General features: G+C 41.8%; 18 protein-coding genes. 3 read left to right on the top strand and 15 right to left on the bottom strand.

Annotated elements, in window-relative coordinates:
- The 3 genes from RHS_RS19125 to RHS_RS19115 form a co-directional block, all read right to left on the bottom strand.
- Positions 1-531, bottom strand: a 531-nt coding sequence (locus RHS_RS19125; RefSeq protein ID WP_047834068.1) for an ABC transporter transmembrane domain-containing protein, incomplete at its 3' end; no start/stop codon positions are given.
- Complete coding sequence (locus tag RHS_RS19120; RefSeq protein WP_047834067.1) at positions 528-2,681, bottom strand: ABC transporter transmembrane domain-containing protein; 2,154 nt, start codon at positions 2,679-2,681, stop codon at positions 528-530. The genes RHS_RS19120 and RHS_RS19125, both read right to left, overlap by 4 nt.
- Positions 2,665-3,147, bottom strand: coding sequence for a MarR family winged helix-turn-helix transcriptional regulator (locus RHS_RS19115; RefSeq protein ID WP_027293315.1), 483 nt, complete (start codon positions 3,145-3,147; stop codon positions 2,665-2,667). The genes RHS_RS19120 and RHS_RS19115 overlap by 17 nt, the downstream gene beginning before the upstream one ends.
- 282 nt (positions 3,148-3,429) lie before the next feature.
- On the opposite strand from RHS_RS19115, the gene RHS_RS19110 reads away from it, so the two are divergent.
- Positions 3,430-4,128 carry a pirin family protein gene (locus RHS_RS19110; RefSeq protein ID WP_047834066.1) on the top strand — a complete coding sequence of 233 codons (699 nt, stop codon included), beginning with the start codon at positions 3,430-3,432 and terminating at the stop codon, positions 4,126-4,128.
- Positions 4,129-4,187: 59 nt separating this feature from the next.
- On the opposite strand, the gene RHS_RS19105 is transcribed toward RHS_RS19110, so the two are convergent.
- The 8 genes from RHS_RS19105 to RHS_RS19065 form a co-directional block, all read right to left on the bottom strand.
- Complete coding sequence (locus tag RHS_RS19105; RefSeq protein WP_047834065.1) at positions 4,188-5,144, bottom strand: family 43 glycosylhydrolase; 957 nt, start codon at positions 5,142-5,144, stop codon at positions 4,188-4,190.
- Positions 5,145-5,169: 25 nt separating this feature from the next.
- Entirely contained in the window at positions 5,170-6,159 is a 990-nt protein-coding gene (locus RHS_RS19100) for a LacI family DNA-binding transcriptional regulator (protein WP_027293312.1), read from the bottom strand.
- A 196-nt stretch (positions 6,160-6,355) separates the two neighbouring features.
- The gene (locus RHS_RS19095; RefSeq protein ID WP_395022980.1) at positions 6,356-7,882 is read right to left on the bottom strand and encodes an alpha-N-arabinofuranosidase; all 1,527 of its coding nucleotides are present in this window, start codon (positions 7,880-7,882) and stop codon (positions 6,356-6,358) included.
- A gap of 147 nt (positions 7,883-8,029) precedes the next feature.
- Positions 8,030-8,857 (bottom strand): carbohydrate ABC transporter permease, encoded by an 828-nt coding sequence (locus RHS_RS19090; RefSeq protein WP_044296806.1) that lies wholly within the window; start codon positions 8,855-8,857, stop codon positions 8,030-8,032.
- Entirely contained in the window at positions 8,850-9,752 is a 903-nt protein-coding gene (locus RHS_RS19085) for a carbohydrate ABC transporter permease (protein ID WP_044289254.1), read from the bottom strand. The genes RHS_RS19090 and RHS_RS19085 overlap by 8 nt, the downstream gene beginning before the upstream one ends.
- Positions 9,753-9,892: 140 nt before the next feature.
- Entirely contained in the window at positions 9,893-11,317 is a 1,425-nt protein-coding gene (locus RHS_RS19080; protein ID WP_047834064.1) for an ABC transporter substrate-binding protein, read from the bottom strand.
- Between the two features lie 1,458 nt (positions 11,318-12,775).
- Positions 12,776-13,417 carry a GNAT family N-acetyltransferase gene (locus RHS_RS19070; protein ID WP_044289253.1) on the bottom strand — a complete coding sequence of 214 codons (642 nt, stop codon included), beginning with the start codon at positions 13,415-13,417 and terminating at the stop codon, positions 12,776-12,778.
- Positions 13,418-13,547: 130 nt separating this feature from the next.
- Positions 13,548-14,963: a CHAD domain-containing protein gene (locus tag RHS_RS19065; RefSeq protein WP_047834063.1), complete on the bottom strand. Its 1,416-nt coding sequence runs from the start codon at positions 14,961-14,963 to the stop codon at positions 13,548-13,550.
- Positions 14,964-15,352: 389 nt separating this feature from the next.
- Between RHS_RS19065 and RHS_RS19060 the strand changes: the two genes are divergently transcribed.
- Complete coding sequence (locus tag RHS_RS19060) at positions 15,353-16,171, top strand: polysaccharide deacetylase family protein (protein ID WP_044293204.1); 819 nt, start codon at positions 15,353-15,355, stop codon at positions 16,169-16,171.
- Here the strand turns inward: RHS_RS19060 and RHS_RS19055 are convergent.
- The gene (locus RHS_RS19055) at positions 16,156-16,437 is read right to left on the bottom strand and encodes a CDP-alcohol phosphatidyltransferase family protein (protein ID WP_138001876.1); all 282 of its coding nucleotides are present in this window, start codon (positions 16,435-16,437) and stop codon (positions 16,156-16,158) included. The two genes, RHS_RS19060 and RHS_RS19055, sit on opposite strands and share 16 nt — an antisense overlap.
- Before the next feature lie 35 nt (positions 16,438-16,472).
- Positions 16,473-17,279: an MBL fold metallo-hydrolase gene (locus RHS_RS19050; RefSeq protein ID WP_027293305.1), complete on the bottom strand. Its 807-nt coding sequence runs from the start codon at positions 17,277-17,279 to the stop codon at positions 16,473-16,475.
- 80 nt (positions 17,280-17,359) lie between these two features.
- Here RHS_RS19050 and RHS_RS19045 point away from each other — a divergent pair, with 80 nt between their 5' ends.
- Positions 17,360-18,190: a patatin-like phospholipase family protein gene (locus tag RHS_RS19045; RefSeq protein WP_047834061.1), complete on the top strand. Its 831-nt coding sequence runs from the start codon at positions 17,360-17,362 to the stop codon at positions 18,188-18,190.
- 88 nt (positions 18,191-18,278) lie between these two features.
- On the opposite strand, the gene rsmH is transcribed toward RHS_RS19045, so the two are convergent.
- A complete protein-coding gene (rsmH, locus tag RHS_RS19040; protein ID WP_027293303.1) occupies positions 18,279-19,328 on the bottom strand; it encodes a 16S rRNA (cytosine(1402)-N(4))-methyltransferase RsmH in 1,050 nt (349 codons plus the stop codon).
- 101 nt (positions 19,329-19,429) lie between these two features.
- Positions 19,430-20,419 carry a diguanylate cyclase domain-containing protein gene (locus RHS_RS19035; RefSeq protein WP_044293208.1) on the bottom strand — a complete coding sequence of 330 codons (990 nt, stop codon included), beginning with the start codon at positions 20,417-20,419 and terminating at the stop codon, positions 19,430-19,432.
- Positions 20,420-20,649 lie beyond the last annotated feature (230 nt).

Raw genomic sequence — 20,649 nt, 5'->3', positions numbered from 1 at the left:
CTGGGTAATGCTCTGATTCAGGCTCTGTCCCAGCGTATCCACATCATTTGTGATGCGGGATAAAACCTCACCCACAGTTTTGGACTCAAAATACTTCATCGGCATCCTGTTAATTTTCTTGGAAATCTCTTCACGGAAACGGTAGCACAGCTTTTGTGAAATACCGCTCATAATCCATCCCTGTACAAAGGACAGGCAGGAACTGAATAGATATAAGCCCAACATTAAAATCAGTATACGTCCAATTTTTGTAAAATCAATTCCTCCCGAACCGGATATCTTCGCTACCAGGCCATTGAATAATTCCGTTGTTGCTTTACCAAGAATCTTAGGTCCCAGAATTCCAAAAATTGTTCCTCCCACTGCGAATATAAATACGCCGATCAACGCAATTTTATAACTTCCCATATATCCTGCAAGTTTGCGGATTGTTCCTTTAAAATCTTTTGCCTTTTCCCCCGGAACCATTCTGGAACCAGGTCCATGGCGCCCTGTTTTCATTTTTGGCGGCTGGTTGTTTCCTTCACTCATGATGCTGCGCCTCCTTTCAATTCTGCTTCCGATAACTGGGATCTGGCGATTTCCAGATAAGTTTCACAACTTTCCAGTAATTGTTCATGGTTACCGATTCCTGCTATTTTGCCTTCATCTAAGACGATAATCTGATCTGCATGAAGAATCGTACTGATACGCTGTGCAACAATGATGACAGTAGCATCTGCAATCTTTTCATTCAATGCCTTACGCAGAACCACATCTGTCTTGTAGTCCAAAGCAGAAAAACTGTCATCAAAGAGGAATACTTTTGGCTTTTTCGCAATTGCCCTTGCAATGGAAAGACGCTGTTTCTGTCCTCCTGAAACGTTGCTTCCTCCTTCAGATATGCTGCTGTGGTATTTATCCGGTTTTGTATCGATAAACTCTGTGGCTTGTGCTATCCCGGCTGCTTCTTCCATATATTTATCGGGAATATCTTCCCCGCCAAACTTAATATTTGATTCAATATCTCCTGAAAAAAGTACTCCTTTTTGGGGCACAAACCCTAATATATCCCTCAGTTTATTTCTGGATAAGTCACGGATATCCACACCATCCAAAGTAATTCTGCCTCCGGTCACATCATAAAATCTTGGAATCAGATGGATCAAAGTGGATTTCCCACAGCCCGTACTTCCGATAATTGCAGTGGTCTGTCCCGGTCTGGCAGTAAAATTCAAATGTTCCAGGGCATCTTCATCAGCGCCCGGATAGCGGAAGGACACATCTTCAAATGCAACGATTCCCTTCCAATGTGATATGGTATTATCCAATGTATCTTTTTTATCCTTAATCACAACATCTGTCTCAATTACTTCATCGATACGGTTTGCGGAAACGCCTGCTCTTGGAAGCATGATTGAAATCATGGTTAGCATCAGGAAGCTCATTACAATCTGCATGGTATACGTAATAAATGCCATCATATCCCCAACCTGAAGGTTGCCGGCATCAATTCCCTTGCCGCCGAACCATACGATCATAACTGTAATACAGTTCATAATCAGCATCATTGCCGGCATCATAAAAGTCATAACACGGTTTGTAAATAACTGAGTAGACTTTAAATCCAGATTCGCATCAGCAAACCGTTTCTCTTCATATTTTTCTCTGCTGAATGCACGGATAACAGGAATTCCAGTTAAGATTTCTCTGGAAACCAGATTCATTTTATCCACCAGAATCTGCATTTTCTTAAATTTAGGCATTGCAACTGAAATCAATATTCCCACTAACAGGATAATTGCCCCTACAGCCACACCGATAATCCATCCCATGCCCGTTTGTGTATACCCGACTTTCATTATACCGCCTATGCCCAGAATCGGTGCATATAGAACCATACGCAAAAGGATTACGGACACCATCTGAATCTGTTGAACATCATTGGTGCTGCGTGTTATCAGAGATGCTGTAGAATACTGATCCATCTCCGTATTGGAGAATGACAGTACTTTCTTAAATACCCGGCCTCTCAGCGTCATTCCAATCTTTGCGGCGGTGTAAGACGCCAGCATTCCCACGAAGACCGCAGCAATCATGGATACAATGGCCAGTGCAAGCATCATTAGCCCCTTATGTATCAGATAATCGGTCTGGTAATTCCCTAGATCAATCCCCATTGCCTTATACTCTTCCTTATCAAACAGTAATGCTTTCTGTTCTATAATGGAATCACTGTAGTCCCCAAACTTCTCCAGCGCCTGATCTTTCATTTGAAGAATCTGATCTTTTGTCATCATTCCGGATGCAAGTGCCTGTTTTATCTGGTCAATATCCACTTTCCCGGACTCTTTTGCAGAAGAAAGCATCAGCATAGGTGTTCCCAGCATTTCATCCAGTTTTTCGATTTCTTTTTTACCTTTTTTATTTAGATGCAGGTAACCATCATCCTGCTTATCATAAGCAGCTTTCACCGTTTCCTCTTCTTTCTCTGTCAAAAACAGACACAGACTATCCATCGTTTCCTGACGCATCTGATCCGGAGCCACGTTGGCAATACCTCCCTGCTGAATCCCTACGTCTACAATGTCCGAGGTATAAGATGGCAATGCCAGATCGCAGTATGCCTGCACAATCAAAAGCAGTACAATGCACAGGATCAGCATTTTACACTCACTTAAATATTTAAAGAGTTTCTTCATCCTTATCTCCTTTCCCGCTGTCTTCCAATTCTTCTTCCATAACAGAAGTCATTTTATTGATCAGGCTGATCAGCATTTCTACATTTTCATCTCCCATGCGTTTCATGACCCGTTCGGAAAAGTCATCCATGGCTTTTGCTGCCATATCCCGCCTTTCCATTCCTTTTTCCGTAAGATATACATAGGTATTTCTGCGGTCATTTCGGTCTACTTCTCTTCGTATCAGATCTTTTTCTTCCATATTACGCAGGGTCCTTGATGCTGCCGGCGGTGAAACCCGTAGACTCTTGGCCAGGTCAGACACGATGATTCCCCTGCCCTCTCCGGCTCTCTCCTGACATTTGCGAATCATTTCCAGTGCAAAGAATTCCCCTTGTGATACATTGGAGAACACATGGCTCATATTCAGCTTTCGCATACGATGTGCTGCCCGGATAAACTCTTCTTTTAAATTTTTTTCACTCATATCCACACTCCTTTCTCTATCCACTTCCCTATTACATACCGTGATTATTATTTATCCACGATATTAGTTAACTTAGTTAATCATTTACATTGATAAGTATATGCTCACCTAAATAAATTGTCAATCCTTTAATTATAAAAAATTTATTAAATTCATTATCAAAAAGAATTGCCTTTTGCAGTTTAAAAGCTTATGATGTGTGTATACTACAAATAAAGCGGGGAACAAGTGAGATGAAAAGGTAACTATACATTAGAGCGTATAATTAAACGGAGGTTTCCAATGATAAAGAAAATTGACCACAGTAAAATGGGCAGAAGTGAACTTGGATGGCTAAACAGCTGGTTTCATTTTTCATTTGCCGAATACTACAATCCCGACAATATTCAATACGGTGCACTGCGTGTCATAAACGATGATCTAATACAGGCACACACCGGATTTGACACACATCCCCACAAAAACATGGAAATCATCACCTATGTGGTTGACGGTGAACTCACCCACGGCGACAGTATGGACAACAAACGGACGCTTACCCGGGGCGACATACAGTACATGAGTGCCGGAACCGGCATTTATCACAGTGAATTAAATGAATCAGATGAACGCCTGCGCCTGCTGCAGATCTGGATTTTACCGGATGCAGCAGAATATATTCCCCAATATGGTGACTATACTTTTCCCTGGATTAACAGGCTGAATCAGTGGTTCCAGATTGTATCATCTGAAGATGGTACAGCGCCAATACGCATTCATCAGGATATAAATATATTTGTAACCCAGCTTATTCAAAATCAATCCCTGGAGTATGAAATCCTTCCGGGACGCCAGGCATATCTGGTATTAATTGAAGGACGGGCACAATTAAATGAAGTTACGTTAGAGAAAAGGGATGCCGCAGAAATCTCTGCCGGAAAATTGACCATACAGGCACAATCAGAAGCCCATATTATTTTTTTTGAAATGAAAGAACGTTAAACGCAAAGACTTCCGACAGATCGCAATTCTGCCGGAAGTCTTTGTATTTATTACCTCTTTTATTCAAACCGAAAAACAGGAAATCCTTCATCATTCCATTTAACCTGCATTAACATTGCGTGGCGGTTTGGATTATACAATGGATCCCCGATAATTTCTTTCTCCGTTCTCGCATGATACACCATCATGTCATTTCCATCATTATCTTTCGTAAATGAATTATGCCCGGGTCCATAGATCCCATAAGCTTCATCTGAGGATAAAACAGGCATACGTTCTTTTTTCCAGGATAATGGATCCAGCAGATTGCTGTCCTCGCTCGCACTGAGCATCCCCATGCAATAAGCAATTCCTGTTTCACTTGCCGAATAGGTCAGGAATATCTGCTTATTATTTTTAATCACAGCCGGTCCTTCATTCACCCAGAAACCAACCCGTTCCCATGGATAGTCCGGTGTAGTCAGCAGCACCTGAACTGATTTTAATTTATACGGTGTTTCCAATTCTCCTATGTATAGGTTGGATATCTGCTTTCCAACACCTACTTTTTCAGCCCATACATAATAGTACTTTCCCAGGTTCTCGAATACGGTTGCATCCAGGGAAAATCCACGAAACGAAAATTCATCTTCATCGGCGCACTGCATCATTCCCCTCTCAGTCCAGATTCCCGTTATCGGATTCTCATCACCGCACTCCAATACATAGGGACGGATCGCCCATATATCCTCTTTGTCACCTGCTGCAAAATACAGGTACCATTTCTGATCCAGATAATGCAGCTCTGGTGCCCAGATGTGTTCACTCATTTTCCCGTGCCCATGCTTGTGCCAGATCTCTGTCTCTTCTGCAAAAGGCAGTTCCTCTAAACTTTTAGAGCGGCGCAGTACGATTCCATCATATGCAGGCACCGATGCAGTGAAATAATACCATCCATCGCTGTGGCGGTAAACATATGGATCAGCCCTCTGCATAATCCATGGTGTATTATATTTTAGTCCTTCTTTTAATTCCATTTTACCTCCGCTGCCATATAGGAGTTCAGCCCAGTGTATCTCCATCCACCGGCCTGTACTTCACTATACGTTCTTTTTTAACTTTCTTTTCATTGATGAGATCAAGCAGAAGGCTTACGGAAGTCTGTGCAACTTCCTCCACGGAATTATAAATTGTGGATAATCTGGGCGATACATATCGAAGAATATCAATATTATCAAATCCCATGATTCCATAATCTTCTACTACCTTTTTCCCCTTCATCTGAAGATATCTCATTAATTCCAATGCGATCATATCGGAAGTACAGAAGAAAGCAGTCCTTTTATCTGTGTTCTTAAGTTCCTGATATGCAGGCTCTAAGTATTCCCAGCTTTGAATCAGCCCCTGTTCCACATGGGGGTATCGATCCATTGTTTCTTTAAATCCCTTTGCTCTTTCTTCATGTACATAGACATTCTCTCTCTGGGCATCAGCCAGTGGCGGGCATACAAAGATTACCCGCTCATATTTCTTATTTACAATTTTTTCCGCTGCTTCAGCTGCAGCTTTTTTCCCGTCTATTCCAACAAAAGGGATCCCTTTTGCCACCTTATTGTCAATGGTTACAATGGGGATTTCAAGACCTTTTAAAAATTCCTTATACGCTTCCCCTTTGTTAATGGAGGAAAGAATAATTCCATCCATATGATAATCCGCCAGCCGGCAGAGCTGTTCCCGTTCTATTTCTACTTTATTTTCATGGAATGTGATATTCACAGAATAATCGATCTTCCTGGCCTCCCGTACAATCGCATTTAGCATCTGGGAAAAATAGCGGTTGTCGGAATCCATAATAACAACTCCGATATAAAATGTTTTTCCCTTAACAAGACCTCTTGCAAGCATGTCGGGACGATAGTCATGTTCTTTCGCTATTTTCAGAATCATGTCTTTTGTCTCTTCATTAATTCTTCCTGTATTATGAAGCGCTCTATGTACGGTTGTTCTGGACACCCCGCATAGCAGTGCCAGATCTTTCGTTGTTATTCCCATCTTTCTGCCCCCTTGCATATCGTAAGCCTGCATGCGATACTGCCTAAATGAGTAATGTGAACCTGTTCACATTTACCCCCTCGCATATCGCAGTAGTATGGCTTGTGAATACATTTATTCTAATACAATCCATGTGGCTTTACAATATTTATTTCCATACCCGGAAACTGCTGATTTCCAGTCACCCGTATGTGCTTTAAATACGCTCTGCTGCCCGGATCATATTCCAGGACAGGGGGGCAAGCTCACATACCAGACGGTTTCCTTCTACTTTTCCGCCGGTTATCCTGCGTGGCTCTACGGCATCGTGCCGGATTAAATTTGTCATTTTCTTATCCTCACAGCTCATAGTTACCTGCTCCGTTATTCCCTTTATCTCAAATCCCTGAAGCTCACATTCAAAACAGATGGTCTCGTCTTCACTTCGGTTGACCAGGAAAAATACCACTTCCTGTTCTTCTTCATTATATACCGTTACACTGTCTACATAAGGCACCTCACCAAACCGTTCACAGGCATAGGACGGACAGTCAAATACTTCCGCTAAGACTGTTCCTCTTCCATATCTGGAAGTATAGGAAAATGGATAAAAGATAGGCTGCACCCAAACCCCGCCGCCTTTTTCCGTCATAATAGCTGCACTGATATTGGTAAGAAGGGACTGGCATGCAATCTTAATGCGGTCTGCATATTTCAGGAAATTCATCAGCATACTGGCAAACAAAAGAGAATCTTCCATACTGTATATCTGCTCACTGAGGTTTGGCGCTACCTGCCACGGACTTTTGTCTACCTGGGCAGCCACTTCCACATCTGCCATTGACCACACACCCCATTCATCGAAACTAATGAACAATTCTTTTTCCGAACGCTTTTTTGCCTTCACATAATCGCAGGTTCCGATCACCGTCTTAATATAGCGTTCCATATCCAAAGACTGTGCCAGAAAATAAGGTGTCCCTTTATCCTGTCCATCGTAATACTGATGCAAAGATATATAATCTACATAATCATAGGTATAATTTAACGTTATAGCTTCCCATTCCGGATAAGTTGCCATGTCGGATTTGGAACTGCCGCAGGAGACTAACTTAATACTGCTGTCCACCTGTTTCATCGCTTTTGCGGTTTCCTGTGCCAGACGCCCGTATTCTTCCGCGGTCTTATGCCCAATCTGCCAGTCTCCATCCATTTCATTACCCAGGCACCATGTATGGATACCGTAAGGGTTTTTTACACCATGAGCCTTACGCATATCACTGTAAAATGTACCCTCCGGGATATTGCAGTATTCTACAAAGGAAACTGCATTTTCAATCCCCTTGGTACCCAGATTCACTGCGAAAACAGGTTCGATCTCCGCTTTTTTTGCCCACTTCATAAATTCATTTGTACCAATTTCATTTGTTTCGATTGCACGCCATGCGATTTCCAGCCTGCGGGGTCTTTCTTCTACCGGGCCTACACCGTCTCTCCAGTCGTAACAGGAAACAAAGTTCCCTCCCGGATAACGGACTGCCGTAACTCCCATTTCTTTTACTTTTTCCAGAACATCCTGGCGGAAACCATCATCATCCGCTGAAGGATGTCCCGGCTCATAGATACCGGAATACACCACACGTCCCATATGTTCTACAAAAGAACCATAAATGCGTTTATCTATCTTTCCTTTTCTGAAATTTTTGTTTACAATCATAACTGCTTTCTGCATGTTTATACCCATTGCATATTGCCGGCTTGCCTGCAATACTGCCACACTTATACAGATTGAAAGAATCTCACCGTGGCTTCCTTTCTATGACATCATTTTCTTTCAACCAAAATTTGACTTATTAATTTAAATGTCCTTCTCTTCTTTCACTCATAACCTCTACTCTTTCATACCAGCTGTGGCTATTCCTTCCACAAAATATTTCTGGCAGAATATATACAATATTAATAATGGTGCCAGTGAGATTAAAGTCGCCGCAAGGGTCGGACCGTATTTAATTACCTTATTGCCAACGAGAACAGCAAGACCTGCGGACAACGTTCTCTTATTTGCAGAACTGGTCATCATCAGCGGGTAAAGCAGATCATTCCAGTTATTCATAAAATGAAAAATACCAAGGCTTGCAATCGCCGGCTTACATAGCGGAAGCATCAATGACCAGTAAATCCGGAATTCTCCCATACCGTCGATACGTCCGGACTCTTCAATAGATTTTGGCAGTCCTGCAAAAAATGACCTCATCATATAGATACCAAATGCACTTGTGGCTCTTGGAAGTATCAGTCCAAGATAAGTATCCAGCAGATTCAATTTATAAACTTCAATATAAAGGGGTGTCATGATAATCTGAAAGGGCACCATCATCGTCAGCAATATAATGGAAAAAATAATGTTGGATCCTTTAAAATTCATCCTGGCAAATGCATACCCCGCCATGGAATCAAAAAATACACTGAGTATCGTTACCGCTCCTGCAAAAATCACGGTATTTTTTGTCATATCAAATATGGGGATACTTTTTGTAACATACTTAAACTGATTCAGCGTCCATTCCACCGGGAAAAATTTCGGTGGATACTGAATTACACCCACATCTGTTTTAAAGGAAGATACCAGCAGCCATAAAATAGGAATGACAACCGTAAGGGCAACAAACAATGTTAAAATAACACCAACTATATTTCCCAGGGATCTTTTTTTAATCATTGGCTTCTTCCCCCTTATTCAATACTAACTTTTTAAGGACAAAGGTGATAACGGCTATAATTACAAAGAGATATACGGAAATGGAAGACGCATACCCCAGATCATATGGTGCTGTCTGAAAACCTCTGTCATAAATATACTGTACCACAGTCTCTGTCCTGTTCAGCGGACCTCCCTGGGTCATGACATAGGTCTGGTCAAATACCTGCAGGGCGCTTATGGTCGTCGTGACCACACAAAAGCTGATCGTAGGAAATATTCCCGGAATTGTAATATGTATAAATTTTTTCCACTGTCCTGCACCATCCATATCAGCCGCTTCATAAAGGGATGCCGATATATTCAGGACAGCTGCCGTAATCAGTGTCAGTGTATAACCAAATCCTTTCCATGCAGTAACCACAATAACCGTTGGCATAGCCAGATTCGGATCCTTTAAAAAAGATACGGAATCCAGTCCGATCTGCTCCAGCCAGTAAGGAACAAGTCCCATGTTGGGGTCCAGAAGCATAGACCATACAATACTGATGGCTGTCATGGAACAAACAAAGGGCAGATAGTAAGTAGACCGCAATAACTTTGTATACTTATTATTTTTAGCCACATACATTGCCAGCAAAAGTGCAAGCCCTACTTGAAGAGGTACTTCAAACAGTGTAAAATACAAGCTGTTAAAAGTAGCATTCCCCACCCGTGAATCCTGAAATAATTGCTTGAAATTTGTGAGACCTGCAAAAGAAATATCCTTCATAAAGATATTCATATTCAACAGGCTGATCACCAGCGATGACACCAGTGGAATGAACACAAATATTGTTAAAATAATCATCGACGGCATAATAAACAAATACGCGCATTTCTGATAATGCGGCCGATATTTTTTTCTTTTCTTCATTCTTATCCCCCGGAATAGCACAAGCTGACTTGCGCTATTCTTTAATTAATAGTTTGAAAGCGATTTTCTTTCAAACCTATACCTCCTGCATATCACAGGTCCCGCCTGTGATAGAGCATGGATCTGCCTTCCGGTAACTTTTATTTGCCCAGAACTTTATCCATTGCCGTAACTGCTTCCCCTAATGCTGCATCCGGGGCTGCCGCTCCTGTGATCACCTTTTCAAACATTGGGATCATGACATCGTTATCGATCTGGCTTGCTAAAGAATAACCCAGATTATAGGATCTTCCTATCTCTGTTGCCTTGGATATGGAGTTCAATACCTCATCATTTTTAATTTCCGGGTCTTCCATCAGTGATTTAGACCAAACCGGGAAACCGTTTCTCTGGGACCATTCTTTTAACGTATCATCTGACAGCCAATATTTCATGAACTTATAAACAGCTGCCTTTTTCGTATCATCAATTCCCTTGGGAATCATATAGCTGCATCCTCCTGCCGGTGAAAAAGCTCCCGCACTGCCGGATACACAAGGTGCTATTCCGAAATTAATTCCTGCTTCTTTTAAACCGTTAATCTGCCATGGCCCGCTCATATACATTGCGATCTGTCCTGCCTGAAGCATTGTATCTGCATCCGGTCCCGTAAGGTTCATGGGAGTTACTTTTTTATTTACAGCCAGATCCTGCAGCCATTCTAAAGTTTTAACATTTGCTTCTGAATCCAGTAAGTTTTCATTTTTATCCGGGTCATCGGCATCTCCTCCATTTGCCCATAAGAATTGCATATAGGTAACATTGGTAGGCAGTGCCAGTCCGTATTGTCTCTTGGACTCGTCCGTAAGCTTTTCTGCAAACTGTGCCAATTCTTCCATAGTTGCGGGCGGAGTTTCCGGATCCAGTCCGGCCGCTGTAAACATATCTTTATTCCAATACAGGTATTGTACGTTATACTGCATGGGCACCCCGTATAATTTTCCGTCAACGCAGGAAAGATCCACCACATTATCCAGAAAATTCGTTTTGTCCACTCCTGTTGTTTCCCAAAAATCGCTGATATCCTCCAGGGAATCATTACTCACATAAGGTGCAATATTTTCAATTCCGAAGAGAACAAAATCCGGTGCTGTATTGGTGGCAATTGCTGCAGGCAGCTTCTGCTGAAGGGTATCGTTCGGCATGATATCCATGTTAATCGTAATGTTATCTGTATTCGCGGCATTATAGTTGTCCACGATTTCTCTCAAAATGTCTCCATCCGAGCCGGTAAATACATTCCAGAAGTCCAGGGTCACTGCTTCACCGGAAGACTGCTCATCGGGTGATTGTCCGTCGGATGACTGCCCGTCGGATGACTGCTCACCGGAGGCTGCTGGTGTGTCTGTCCCTTTTTCTTCACCGGTACTTCCAGCATCACCTGCAGCCTTCGAATTTTCAGATGCTTCCTTCCCATTCTCAGATGTTGTTTCTTTACTTCCAGAAGTGCTTCCCCCGCATCCTGCTAATGCACCTGCTGTCAAACTTGCTGCTAATAATAAACTCCAAAACTTTTTTGCTTTCATATTCTACCTCCATATAGAATCAATACTGGCTGGTTCATTGCTTCATTTTGCACCAGTCTCCTTAGAGCATATTAAAAAATTGCTCTAGTGGTTATCACCAATAGTCCCCCCGGATATTGTTTTAATCGAGTCTCGTTTTGGTGAACATTTTTTGCGTACACGTGTGCTCTACAATTTGAATTATATATAATGTACATAATTTTGTCAAGTGTGTTTTTTAGATTATTATAAAATAATTTAATTTACTATTTATTTGAGGATTGTTTTATCAGTTTTGAATGCACCTGCTCTCTGTTGGTTTATTATATTTGGGTTTAGATGAGTAATGACGCTTTGTAAATGATAGGTAGTGTACGGAAAGAGAAGGGGGCGAGCCAGGACATTGATTTGGAAGGCTTACCGCTGAACTGGCATTTTCTAACCTTCCCAGAGCCCTTTTTGGCGGCACGCGGGCATTCGCTGCGAAATCCTGATGCATTTCGCAGCTCACTGCCCGCTTAGTATCCGATGGGAGCCAGTCGAATACTATCCACCAAAAAGCACTCTGGGAAGGTAAGTAAATACTCAGCTCTGCTATACGCCTTCCAAATCAATATCCTGGCTCGCCCCCTTCTCTTTCCGAGATAGCATTCGTTGATACAAAGCTGGTTTTCTCAGCGTGGTGGGACCCTGGGGTTGTGGCATGCTGAACAATATTGGTGTTAAGCAACTGATCTTGAGAACGGGATTTGTTTTATATTCTGCAATCAGAAAAAGGAATAGACTTTCATCTTCTATTATGCATAAATTGTCAAAATATACCGCTCTACATCCAATAAAGAACATCCATCTACACCCAGGGAATCTATCATGCTGAGAACGAGTAACATAAAGCAACTGGACTTATCACAGTGATTTGTTTCTTCATTCCAGAAAAAGTAGCAAACTTTCATCTCCTTTTACGCTTAAATAGCCGAAACATACTACGCTGCATCCAATAAAGAACAGCCTGCCACAGCCCAGGGGTCCAACCATGCTGAGAAATTCAGCTTTGTGGCGGTAACATGAATCTCGGAAAGATGGGAGTGGGAAACTTGTATGGACGGAGGAAGCGTAGAGCAGAGCTGAGTATTTACTTACCTTTCCGGAGTGTTTTTTGGCGGATAGTATTCGACTGGCTCCCATCGGATACTAAGCGGGTACTGAACCGAGAAATGCATCAGGGTTTCTCGGTGAATACCCGCGTGCCGCCAAAAAGCGCTTCGGAAAGGTTAGAAAATACCAGTTCTGCGGCCAGCTGACGGAGTCCATACAAGTTTCCCACTCCCATCTTTCCGTTGCACCATCTCCTTCTACAAAGCGTCCCCTTCCTCAGCTAAACCCAAATTTAAGCTGAAAGTGTACGCTATAGTTTTCAGGCAGAAAAACAGCCGGACCACTAAGTGCCCAGCTGTTTTTCTGCAGTATCCCATCTTATTTTTAGAATCTTAAGTTTACCAAAACCCTGAAATCAATCTGGGATTCCTCCTCCTTTTTTTCTTTTGGCGGAAAGGTATTCTCAAATGCTTCAAATTCCTCTTCATTTACTTCAAATCCACTGCTTTCTATAAATCTTCCTTCGATGCCCTTCAGTACTCCGGGTATTAGTTCCAGAAGCTGCATTGGTACTGCATATTTGCCATCTTCTGTCTTAACTTCATATTTTTCCGCACAATGAAATCCGAACCTGCTGTAATAGCGGGGATCACCGAATATACACACTGCCTGGTATCCTAACTCCTTCGCCCTATCCAGTGAATAGCGAATTAAAGCAGAACCGATTCCCTTTTTTTTATAATCCGGATGTACACTTACCGGTCCAAAGCATACCACCTCAAATGCCTCGCCTGCATCTGTAACAATAGCTCCCAGACTGTATGCTATGTGTCCCACAATTTTACCATCCAGTTCTGCAACCAGATCCAGCTCTTTGATAAATTCTTTATGGTTCCTCAGATTATGAATCATAAAATGTTCCGTACAACCAGGTACATAGACATTCCAAAATGCTTCCCGGGTCAACTCTTCCACCGTTCTGTAATCCTCCGGCTTTTCAAGCCTTATGTTAAATTTTTCAATCATTCTGCTACTCTCTCCTGTAATTTATTTAACCTGCTCTTATTTTCTCCGATACGGCAATGCCCATACCATTGTCTGTCCGGATATTTATTTCAGCCAGCTGTATCAATCTGCATCCATCTGAATTTCTCAGTCACAGACCCTCTCCGGCGAATTTCTTCCATCTCTTTCGGAATACAGCCAATAATGCCATTCTTTCTTCCCGTGAAAAATTTATGAAACTTTTTATGATTCTCAACTCCTTTTTTCCGGCTCCCTGCATTTTCAAATTTTTTAACTGATGCTCCATGCGGTCTATTAATACCGTTTCATCATGCAGGCCTCCGATCACAGTTTGAAACCAGGTACAGCTTTCCATCAGCTTTTCCCCTTTTTCTCCTGATTCTTCCCGGAAAAAGTCAAGTACATAACGCATATTTTTAAAAGCAATCCGCATCTGATGCAATACCGGTTCCGGAACAACCAGCCCGTTGATCCATTCATCATAAGCTTTTAATTGCATATAACACTGCAACAGGCTGACTTCCAGTACCTGCCTGTTCTGAAATATCATTACTTTAGCTGCTTTTTTCAAAACCGGCCTGCATACACCTGTTTCTAAATAGGATTCCATATCCCTTAAGAATGTTTCATATGCGATTGAACTGCAATGCCGGTTTACCTCACTTAAACGTCTGTCTCTGGTCTCGCCAATCATTTTCCACAAAACAGGAATTTCTTTTATGGTATATCCACTTTTTTTCAAAAAATACACACACTTTTCCTGCATAATGTCAAGATCCCTAAGACTGCCCAGTATCTTGAGATTTTCCTTTAACTTTAAAATGCACTCCTGCTGCCATCTGTCATTCATATATCCGCTGAATATTACCGACAGGGAAAGCAGCCTGCGAAATGCCACTCTGATATCATGAATTACTTCAGGTTTCGAAAGATCCTTTGAATTACTGCTTAGTCTGGTGATTTCCTGTATCTGTATTGCCACATATTCCGACAGCTTTTGACAAAAATTATCGGAAGGATAGCGGCCGGACTCTCTTTTACCACCTTTTCCGCTATCCTGCCGCTGCATAACCTGTTGCCTTGCCTGGACAACGCTTTCCACCAGAAACCTTAAGCTCCTGCCCTGCTCCACACTAAGTCCTGCACTTTTCATGCTGAATTTTACGGCTTTTTCCAAAGGAGACTCTGAATTAACACAGCTGATGGTTGCTGCCAATAACCGATTTTTCTCCTCCGTCAGAGATTTCAGGGGATGTGTCAAAATAATATCACCTGCCTGGAAAATTTTTGCTGTTTCCAAAACTCCTTTATGGATATCCTGAAGAAGATATGCCTTTGATGCCACATTCCCATAATCCTGCGGCAGCTGATATAATACGGCAAATCGCCGAAACAGCTTCTCAGCTATCCTGGCTCCTTCTTTTTGCAGGCTGCAGTGAATACCAAAATGACGACATAAATCACTTGTTTTCCAGTACTGAACCTCCTTCTTGGGGAGTGGCAGATATCTTGTATTTTGTACCTGACTGACCGCAGCTTTTTTCATAAGCATCCTCCTTCTAATTTGCTTGTTTTTTCCCTATACTTCTTTCCATATCCGCAGCACCGCATACATCCGCTCCTAAGTCTAATATGATTTTCTTTATCTCCTCTTTCATACTTCTCTCTGCTCCCTTGGAATCTTATCGTAAATTATTTGCTCTGTATCTAAAGCATAGCTTACCTAAGCCTATAAATCAACCTTTACTGATAAGAACTTACAAGTTTCCCCGGAACGTTTATTTACAGCTCACTATAAAGAAACATTTTTATGAGTTATTAACGGAAAGAGCAGGGACAGGCATTGACAGAGGCAAAGAAGGCTTTTTATGCAAAACAGTCATGATTCTACCATTTATCCAATATATATAAAATAAATAGAATTTGGGAATGTATATGATAAAGATTAATCACGCACTTTGTAAAAAACTGGCTAAATACGCTTTTCTATTCGTGGCAGCATTTCTGGCCGGCCATTTTGCCGCCAGAATTGTAGACAGTACTGTCAGTACCTCTATTCAGTCCTCAGCGGAAGGCAACTGGGGGCTTAGTTTCCAGGAAGAGGGTAAGCCGCCTGTGGCAAACGCTACTTTTGATGAACTGAAAAAATACGATACTTATTATGCAGAAGATACCACGGAAAAGGTTCTGTATCTGACATTTGATGCAGGGTATGAAAATGGGAATACATCCGCTATTTTAGATGCTCTGAAAAAACATAATGCTCCGGCGACATTTTTTATTGTGGGTAACTTTCTCTCAACAAGCCCTGACCTGGTAAAACGTATGGTAGCAGAAGGCCATACCGTCGGAAATCATACCTATCATCACCCTGACATGTCAAAAATGTCTACCATGGAATCCTTTTCAAAAGAAATACAGGATCTTGAGAAGCTCTATCAGGACACCGTTGGACAGCCGCTCACAAAATTCTACCGTCCGCCACAGGGCAAATACAGTGAAAGTAACCTGAAAATGGCTCAGGAAATGGGATATAAAACATTTTTCTGGAGTCTTGCTTATGTAGACTGGTATCAGGATAAGCAGCCTACAAAGGAAGAAGCCTTCAAAAAACTCCTTGGCAGAATCCATCCCGGTGCCGTTGTCCTCCTTCACAGTACTTCTAAAACAAATGCTGATATTATGGATGAACTTCTTAGCAAATGGGAAGAGATGGGTTATACTTTCAAATCTCTGGATCAATTGGCACAATGATAAAACATACACCACTCTCTAATAGCTTTTCTAAGCTCATTAAAAAGTGGTGTTTTTATTTCGTCCATAATAATGCCCATATGCCAGGCATATTTCGATTTAATTTTTCTGTTATTATCTGAATTGCCAATTCCTCTAATGCTGAAGCAGCCGCCATTAGTCCTGCTGGTCACCTGGTATCTTCTTGCAATCCAGCCGTCAGCCAAATCACTGAATCCACAGATAAAATACACGATCCAAAATGCTGTTCCAAGCGGCTTCATCATTCACACCTTTTACCATACCTTTCCTTTCAACTAGATCATAAGGATAATTCTAACCCTGTTCCTACCTCAGTCACATTAAGTGCATCGTTCATCTTCGCCTTCGCCTGAAAGGAAACACAGTGGCAGGGATATAAATTTTCCACTTGATTTTCCTGAAAGCAGCGGATCGTTTTTTCTAACCGCACATCCCGGTCAAATATATGAAATCCACCCAGAATACCCTGAATCCGCTTCTCCTTACATACCTGTTTGCTATACTCAATAATATTGCATATACCGCTGTGTGAACATCCGGTAATCACAAACAGGCCATTCGCTGACTGATACACAAGTGCAGAATCATCCAGAACCTGATCCGGTTCCCATACCCCATTGCTGTTCTGTTCTCCGATTTCGGCCCTTTTTTCAAAATCATTCAGAGACGGTATTTCACCCAGAAAAACCAGATTTTCATTTAACCGGATTGGTTTTTCTGATAAAATCAGACTGCCGCTTTTTTTCATTTCCCCTTCTGAAAAAGGTGCTCCGATGTCTTCTGCACCATCTCGCTTAGGCTTAAAACAATCGGGATGTGCAAGAATCTTAACATCAGGTAATACATACCGCTGCATCAAAAACTTATAGCCTCTGGTGTGGTCATTATGCCCATGAGAAAATACAATATGCGTCAATTTACCTAAGTCGATATCCATCGCCCTGGCATTTGTTATCAATACATCCGAATATCCTGTATCGAACAAAATGCATTGATCCCCATCCTCAATGTAATAACTAACCGCAGGCTCGCCTTTATAATATTGATCAATATAAGTATTATTATCAACCAGAACCTTTAATTTCATTTTTCTCCTCTCATCTGACAGTTATATTTTCGTCTTCCCCCTCATACATTATACCACACCATGGTATTGGAGGTTGCTTCATGAAATATGGATTAGCATTGGCCGGAGGCGGCACAAGAGGAGCGGCACATGTAGGCGTGCTGAAAGCTCTGGATGAAGAACACCTTCTTCCTTCTTCCATTGCCGGTACCAGCGCCGGAAGTATCGTCACCGGTCTATTTGCCTCTGGAATGAGTATCCCGGAGATGTGTAAGGTTGTCACCCATCTCTCCCGTCGCGGTTTGTCTTATCTTGATCCGGACTATACGAATATTCTGAAAATTTTTCCTCAAATGATATGCAAAAAAACAGTAACCCTCACGGGGCTGTTAAAGGGAAATAAACTTGCTGAATATCTATGTGAACTTACCCATAATATTTCATTATCAGATGCCCAAATAAAAACAGTAATTCCGGCAGTTGATATTGAAAGTGGAGATACCATCGTTTTTACCAATTTCGCCTGGACTTATCCCCTGGAGCATGTCCGTTGGAAACACACAGGTAAACTTGGTGACATCATGATGGCAAGTTCCTCTGTTCCAGCCATCTTTCAGCCTAGAAAACTGGAAAACTATCAGTTGGTAGACGGCGGAGTAACTAATAACCTTCCGGTTGATTTACTGGCGGCAGCCGATGAAAAACGAATTATCGCCGTAGATCTGGGCGATGACTATAAGAAGCCAGCAAATAACTCTATTTTTGAAGTATCCCTGCATTCATTTTCCATTATGAGCAGAGATCTGAAGGATTGTTTATCGCAAAAAGAGCTGTTGCTCCTGAAGCCTTCTCTTCCTGATGAAGCAGGATTATTGACCTTTGAATATATGACAGACTGCATGGAGGCCGGATATCAGTATACAAAAAAATGATTCCCCGGATCAAAGAAGTACTGTCAGCTCCTGTAAATCCTATAAAAAGACTTTGATATTCTATAGAAAAACCGCAGTCCTATCCCGCTTACGCTTTAATTGCCCATCGCATTTTCGTTGAACGGGCTCGGCTGTTTATGTTACACTCTTCCGCTGACGGGCGAATAACTTCTGTTGCAATTTCACTGTAAACGCCATCGCGGAACAGTTGTTTAAAGGACTTTTTAACAAGCCTGTCCTCCCCGGAATGGAATGTAAGTATGGCTACCCGTCCGCCTTTTGCGAGTACATCCGGAAGCTTTTCCAAGAATTGATAAAGTACTTCAAATTCGCTGTTCACATCAATTCTCAATGCCTGAAAAGTCCTTTGACAAGATTTCTTAATTGCTTCTTTTCGTTGATCAGCAGGAACAAACTCCAGTGCATCTCCTATAATTTGCTGGAGTTTTGTTGTTGTAGAGATCTCTTTTCCTTTCTTAATCTCAGAAATAATCCCATGAGAAATCTCTTCAGCATAAGGTTCATCTGAATTATCAATCAGCATACCCATCAGTTCTTCCTTGCTAATTGTTCTTAAGCGTTCAGCTGCAGATATTCCTTTTTCCGGATTTAACCTCAGATCTAACGGTCCCTCTTTTTTATAAGAAAATCCTCTGTCCGGATTATCTATCTGCATGGAAGAGACTCCTAAATCCGCCAATACAAAATCAAAAGCTCCCGCTTTCCCGGCAACCTGGTCGATATCCGCAAAATTCAACTGCAGAATTGTCAATATATCCGATCCAAATCCCAAACCTTCCAGTCGCTCCCTGGTCTTAACTATTTCTATCGGATCTACATCCAGTGCATACATATGACCCTGGGATTTCAGACATTTCATCATTTCCAGTGTATGTCCCCCATATCCCAGTGTTGCATCCAGCCCGGTCTGACCCGGCTTTATCTGCAGAAAATCCAATATTTCCTTTACACAAATGGATATATGCATCCCCACGGGGGTACTTCCTTTTTGTATTACCTTTGCCACCGTTTCCGGATATTTTTCCGGTTGAAGTTCTTTATATTTTTCCTTATATGTTTTAGGATGAGTCCCTTTATATCTTACTCGACGTTTATGTTTTTGTTCCTGGTTATCCATTGTATGCCTCTCTTTCATTTATATCAAACGCATCACCTTCTGGTGTATCACTATATTTCATTTTCTTTATAAATAAGATTGTATTTTAATCATTTATTCTGTCATTCGGTCTCATACCAGCAGTAAGTTCCCCTGCCTTCTTCTTTTGCTTTATATAATGCTTTATCCGCATTATGATATGCTTTTGTGAATGACAAATCGCCTTTTCTAACTCTGACAATACCTATGGAACAGCTCTGTTCCAAATCCATCCCGGTAAAGATTATGCCGATCTTTTCAATCAGTTGATCTGCAATCTGAGTTCCTTCATTTCTGCTGTGAACCCCCTTAACAAACAGCATGAACTCATCTCCGCCAATCCTGCCTGCGATATCAGAATCTCCTGCATGTTCCTCGAGAACAGCCGCTGTGCGCTTAATAAGCGCATCCCCCGCCTGATGCCCTTTTTGGTCATTCACTTTTTTAAATTCATCTAAATCAAGCAAAAACAGCAATCCATCTGCCTTCTCTTCCGTCAGCAGACGACTGATATGCTTTTCTGTAAATTTCCGGTTAAAGAGTCCTGTCATCGAATCCAGCTGAATATCTTTTTCCAGCACCGCGCTGCGCCGCATGGCTTCTTCTGCCTGACTCGCAAATGTTTTGGGATAATACTCATCTTCTTGCTGATAAATATAAGGAACTGAATGATGCAGGCTGTCAATTACTAATCTTCCGTTAATCTCAGCGTGTACAACAGCGGTAATCCTGGTATCCATATTGATAACCACCTGTTTTCCCTCAACATCCGATTCACCGGCTTCAAATTCTCCATATACAATACAGACATCCTCACTGACCAGTTTTGCCTCATACCATTCATTTCTGATGATAAAGTCAATTCCTTCTGCTTCTTTCTGATCCTTTTGCAGACCGTTGATCAAAGATTCCAGCCCATGATAAAACTCGTGTTTCCCCGTTCCAATCACCAGTATATCAGGGGAAAGATATTCAAACATCTTTTCAATCTTCATCTGATCCCCGGAAATATAACTCTCCATCAACTGTTGTATCAATAGACTTGCCCTGCTGCATATATCTTCCTTCCTCATGGATACCTCCGTTTCGCTTGCTTGCATTATTATTATGATAACATATGGATTGTTATGTGTCGACTTCCTTTCCTGATTTTACAAAAAGATACAATTAAAAAAGCTCCACAAAGTGGAGCAGTCAGCCAGATTCAATTTAACGCTCAAACATATATCTTTCTATCTCTTGCAATGTTAATTTTCTTACCTTGGTATCCGGATATTCCCTATATGCTCCAGCACTGTAAACC

The sequence above is a fragment of the Robinsoniella sp. RHS genome (assembly GCF_001029355.1).
In the GTDB taxonomy this organism is placed as follows: domain Bacteria; phylum Bacillota; class Clostridia; order Lachnospirales; family Lachnospiraceae; genus Robinsoniella; species Robinsoniella peoriensis.
The sequence above is the reverse complement of the archived record's forward strand: the minus strand, read 5'-3'. Positions and strand labels throughout refer to the sequence as shown.

Excerpts from the sequence above, each read along its gene's own strand:
- RHS_RS19045 (WP_047834061.1), top strand. The coding sequence starts at position 17,360 with ATGAAATATGGATTAGCATTGGCCGGAGGCGGCACAAGAGGAGCGGCA.
- RHS_RS19050 (WP_027293305.1), bottom strand. The coding sequence starts at position 17,279 with ATGAAATTAAAGGTTCTGGTTGATAATAATACTTATATTGATCAATAT.
- RHS_RS19115 (WP_027293315.1), bottom strand. The coding sequence starts at position 3,147 with ATGAGTGAAAAAAATTTAAAAGAAGAGTTTATCCGGGCAGCACATCGT.
- RHS_RS19090 (WP_044296806.1), bottom strand. The coding sequence starts at position 8,857 with ATGATTAAAAAAAGATCCCTGGGAAATATAGTTGGTGTTATTTTAACA.
- rsmH (WP_027293303.1), bottom strand. The coding sequence starts at position 19,328 with ATGGATAACCAGGAACAAAAACATAAACGTCGAGTAAGATATAAAGGG.
- RHS_RS19105 (WP_047834065.1), bottom strand. The coding sequence starts at position 5,144 with ATGGAATTAAAAGAAGGACTAAAATATAATACACCATGGATTATGCAG.
- RHS_RS19095 (WP_395022980.1), bottom strand. The coding sequence starts at position 7,882 with ATGGGTATAAACATGCAGAAAGCAGTTATGATTGTAAACAAAAATTTC.
- RHS_RS19110 (WP_047834066.1), top strand. The coding sequence starts at position 3,430 with ATGATAAAGAAAATTGACCACAGTAAAATGGGCAGAAGTGAACTTGGA.
- RHS_RS19120 (WP_047834067.1), bottom strand. The coding sequence starts at position 2,681 with ATGAAGAAACTCTTTAAATATTTAAGTGAGTGTAAAATGCTGATCCTG.
- RHS_RS19055 (WP_138001876.1), bottom strand. The coding sequence starts at position 16,437 with ATGATGAAGCCGCTTGGAACAGCATTTTGGATCGTGTATTTTATCTGT.
- RHS_RS19100 (WP_027293312.1), bottom strand. The coding sequence starts at position 6,159 with ATGGGAATAACAACGAAAGATCTGGCACTGCTATGCGGGGTGTCCAGA.
- RHS_RS19080 (WP_047834064.1), bottom strand. The coding sequence starts at position 11,317 with ATGAAAGCAAAAAAGTTTTGGAGTTTATTATTAGCAGCAAGTTTGACA.
- RHS_RS19060 (WP_044293204.1), top strand. The coding sequence starts at position 15,353 with ATGATAAAGATTAATCACGCACTTTGTAAAAAACTGGCTAAATACGCT.
- RHS_RS19085 (WP_044289254.1), bottom strand. The coding sequence starts at position 9,752 with ATGAAGAAAAGAAAAAAATATCGGCCGCATTATCAGAAATGCGCGTAT.
- RHS_RS19035 (WP_044293208.1), bottom strand. The coding sequence starts at position 20,419 with ATGAGGAAGGAAGATATATGCAGCAGGGCAAGTCTATTGATACAACAG.
- RHS_RS19070 (WP_044289253.1), bottom strand. The coding sequence starts at position 13,417 with ATGATTGAAAAATTTAACATAAGGCTTGAAAAGCCGGAGGATTACAGA.
- RHS_RS19065 (WP_047834063.1), bottom strand. The coding sequence starts at position 14,963 with ATGAAAAAAGCTGCGGTCAGTCAGGTACAAAATACAAGATATCTGCCA.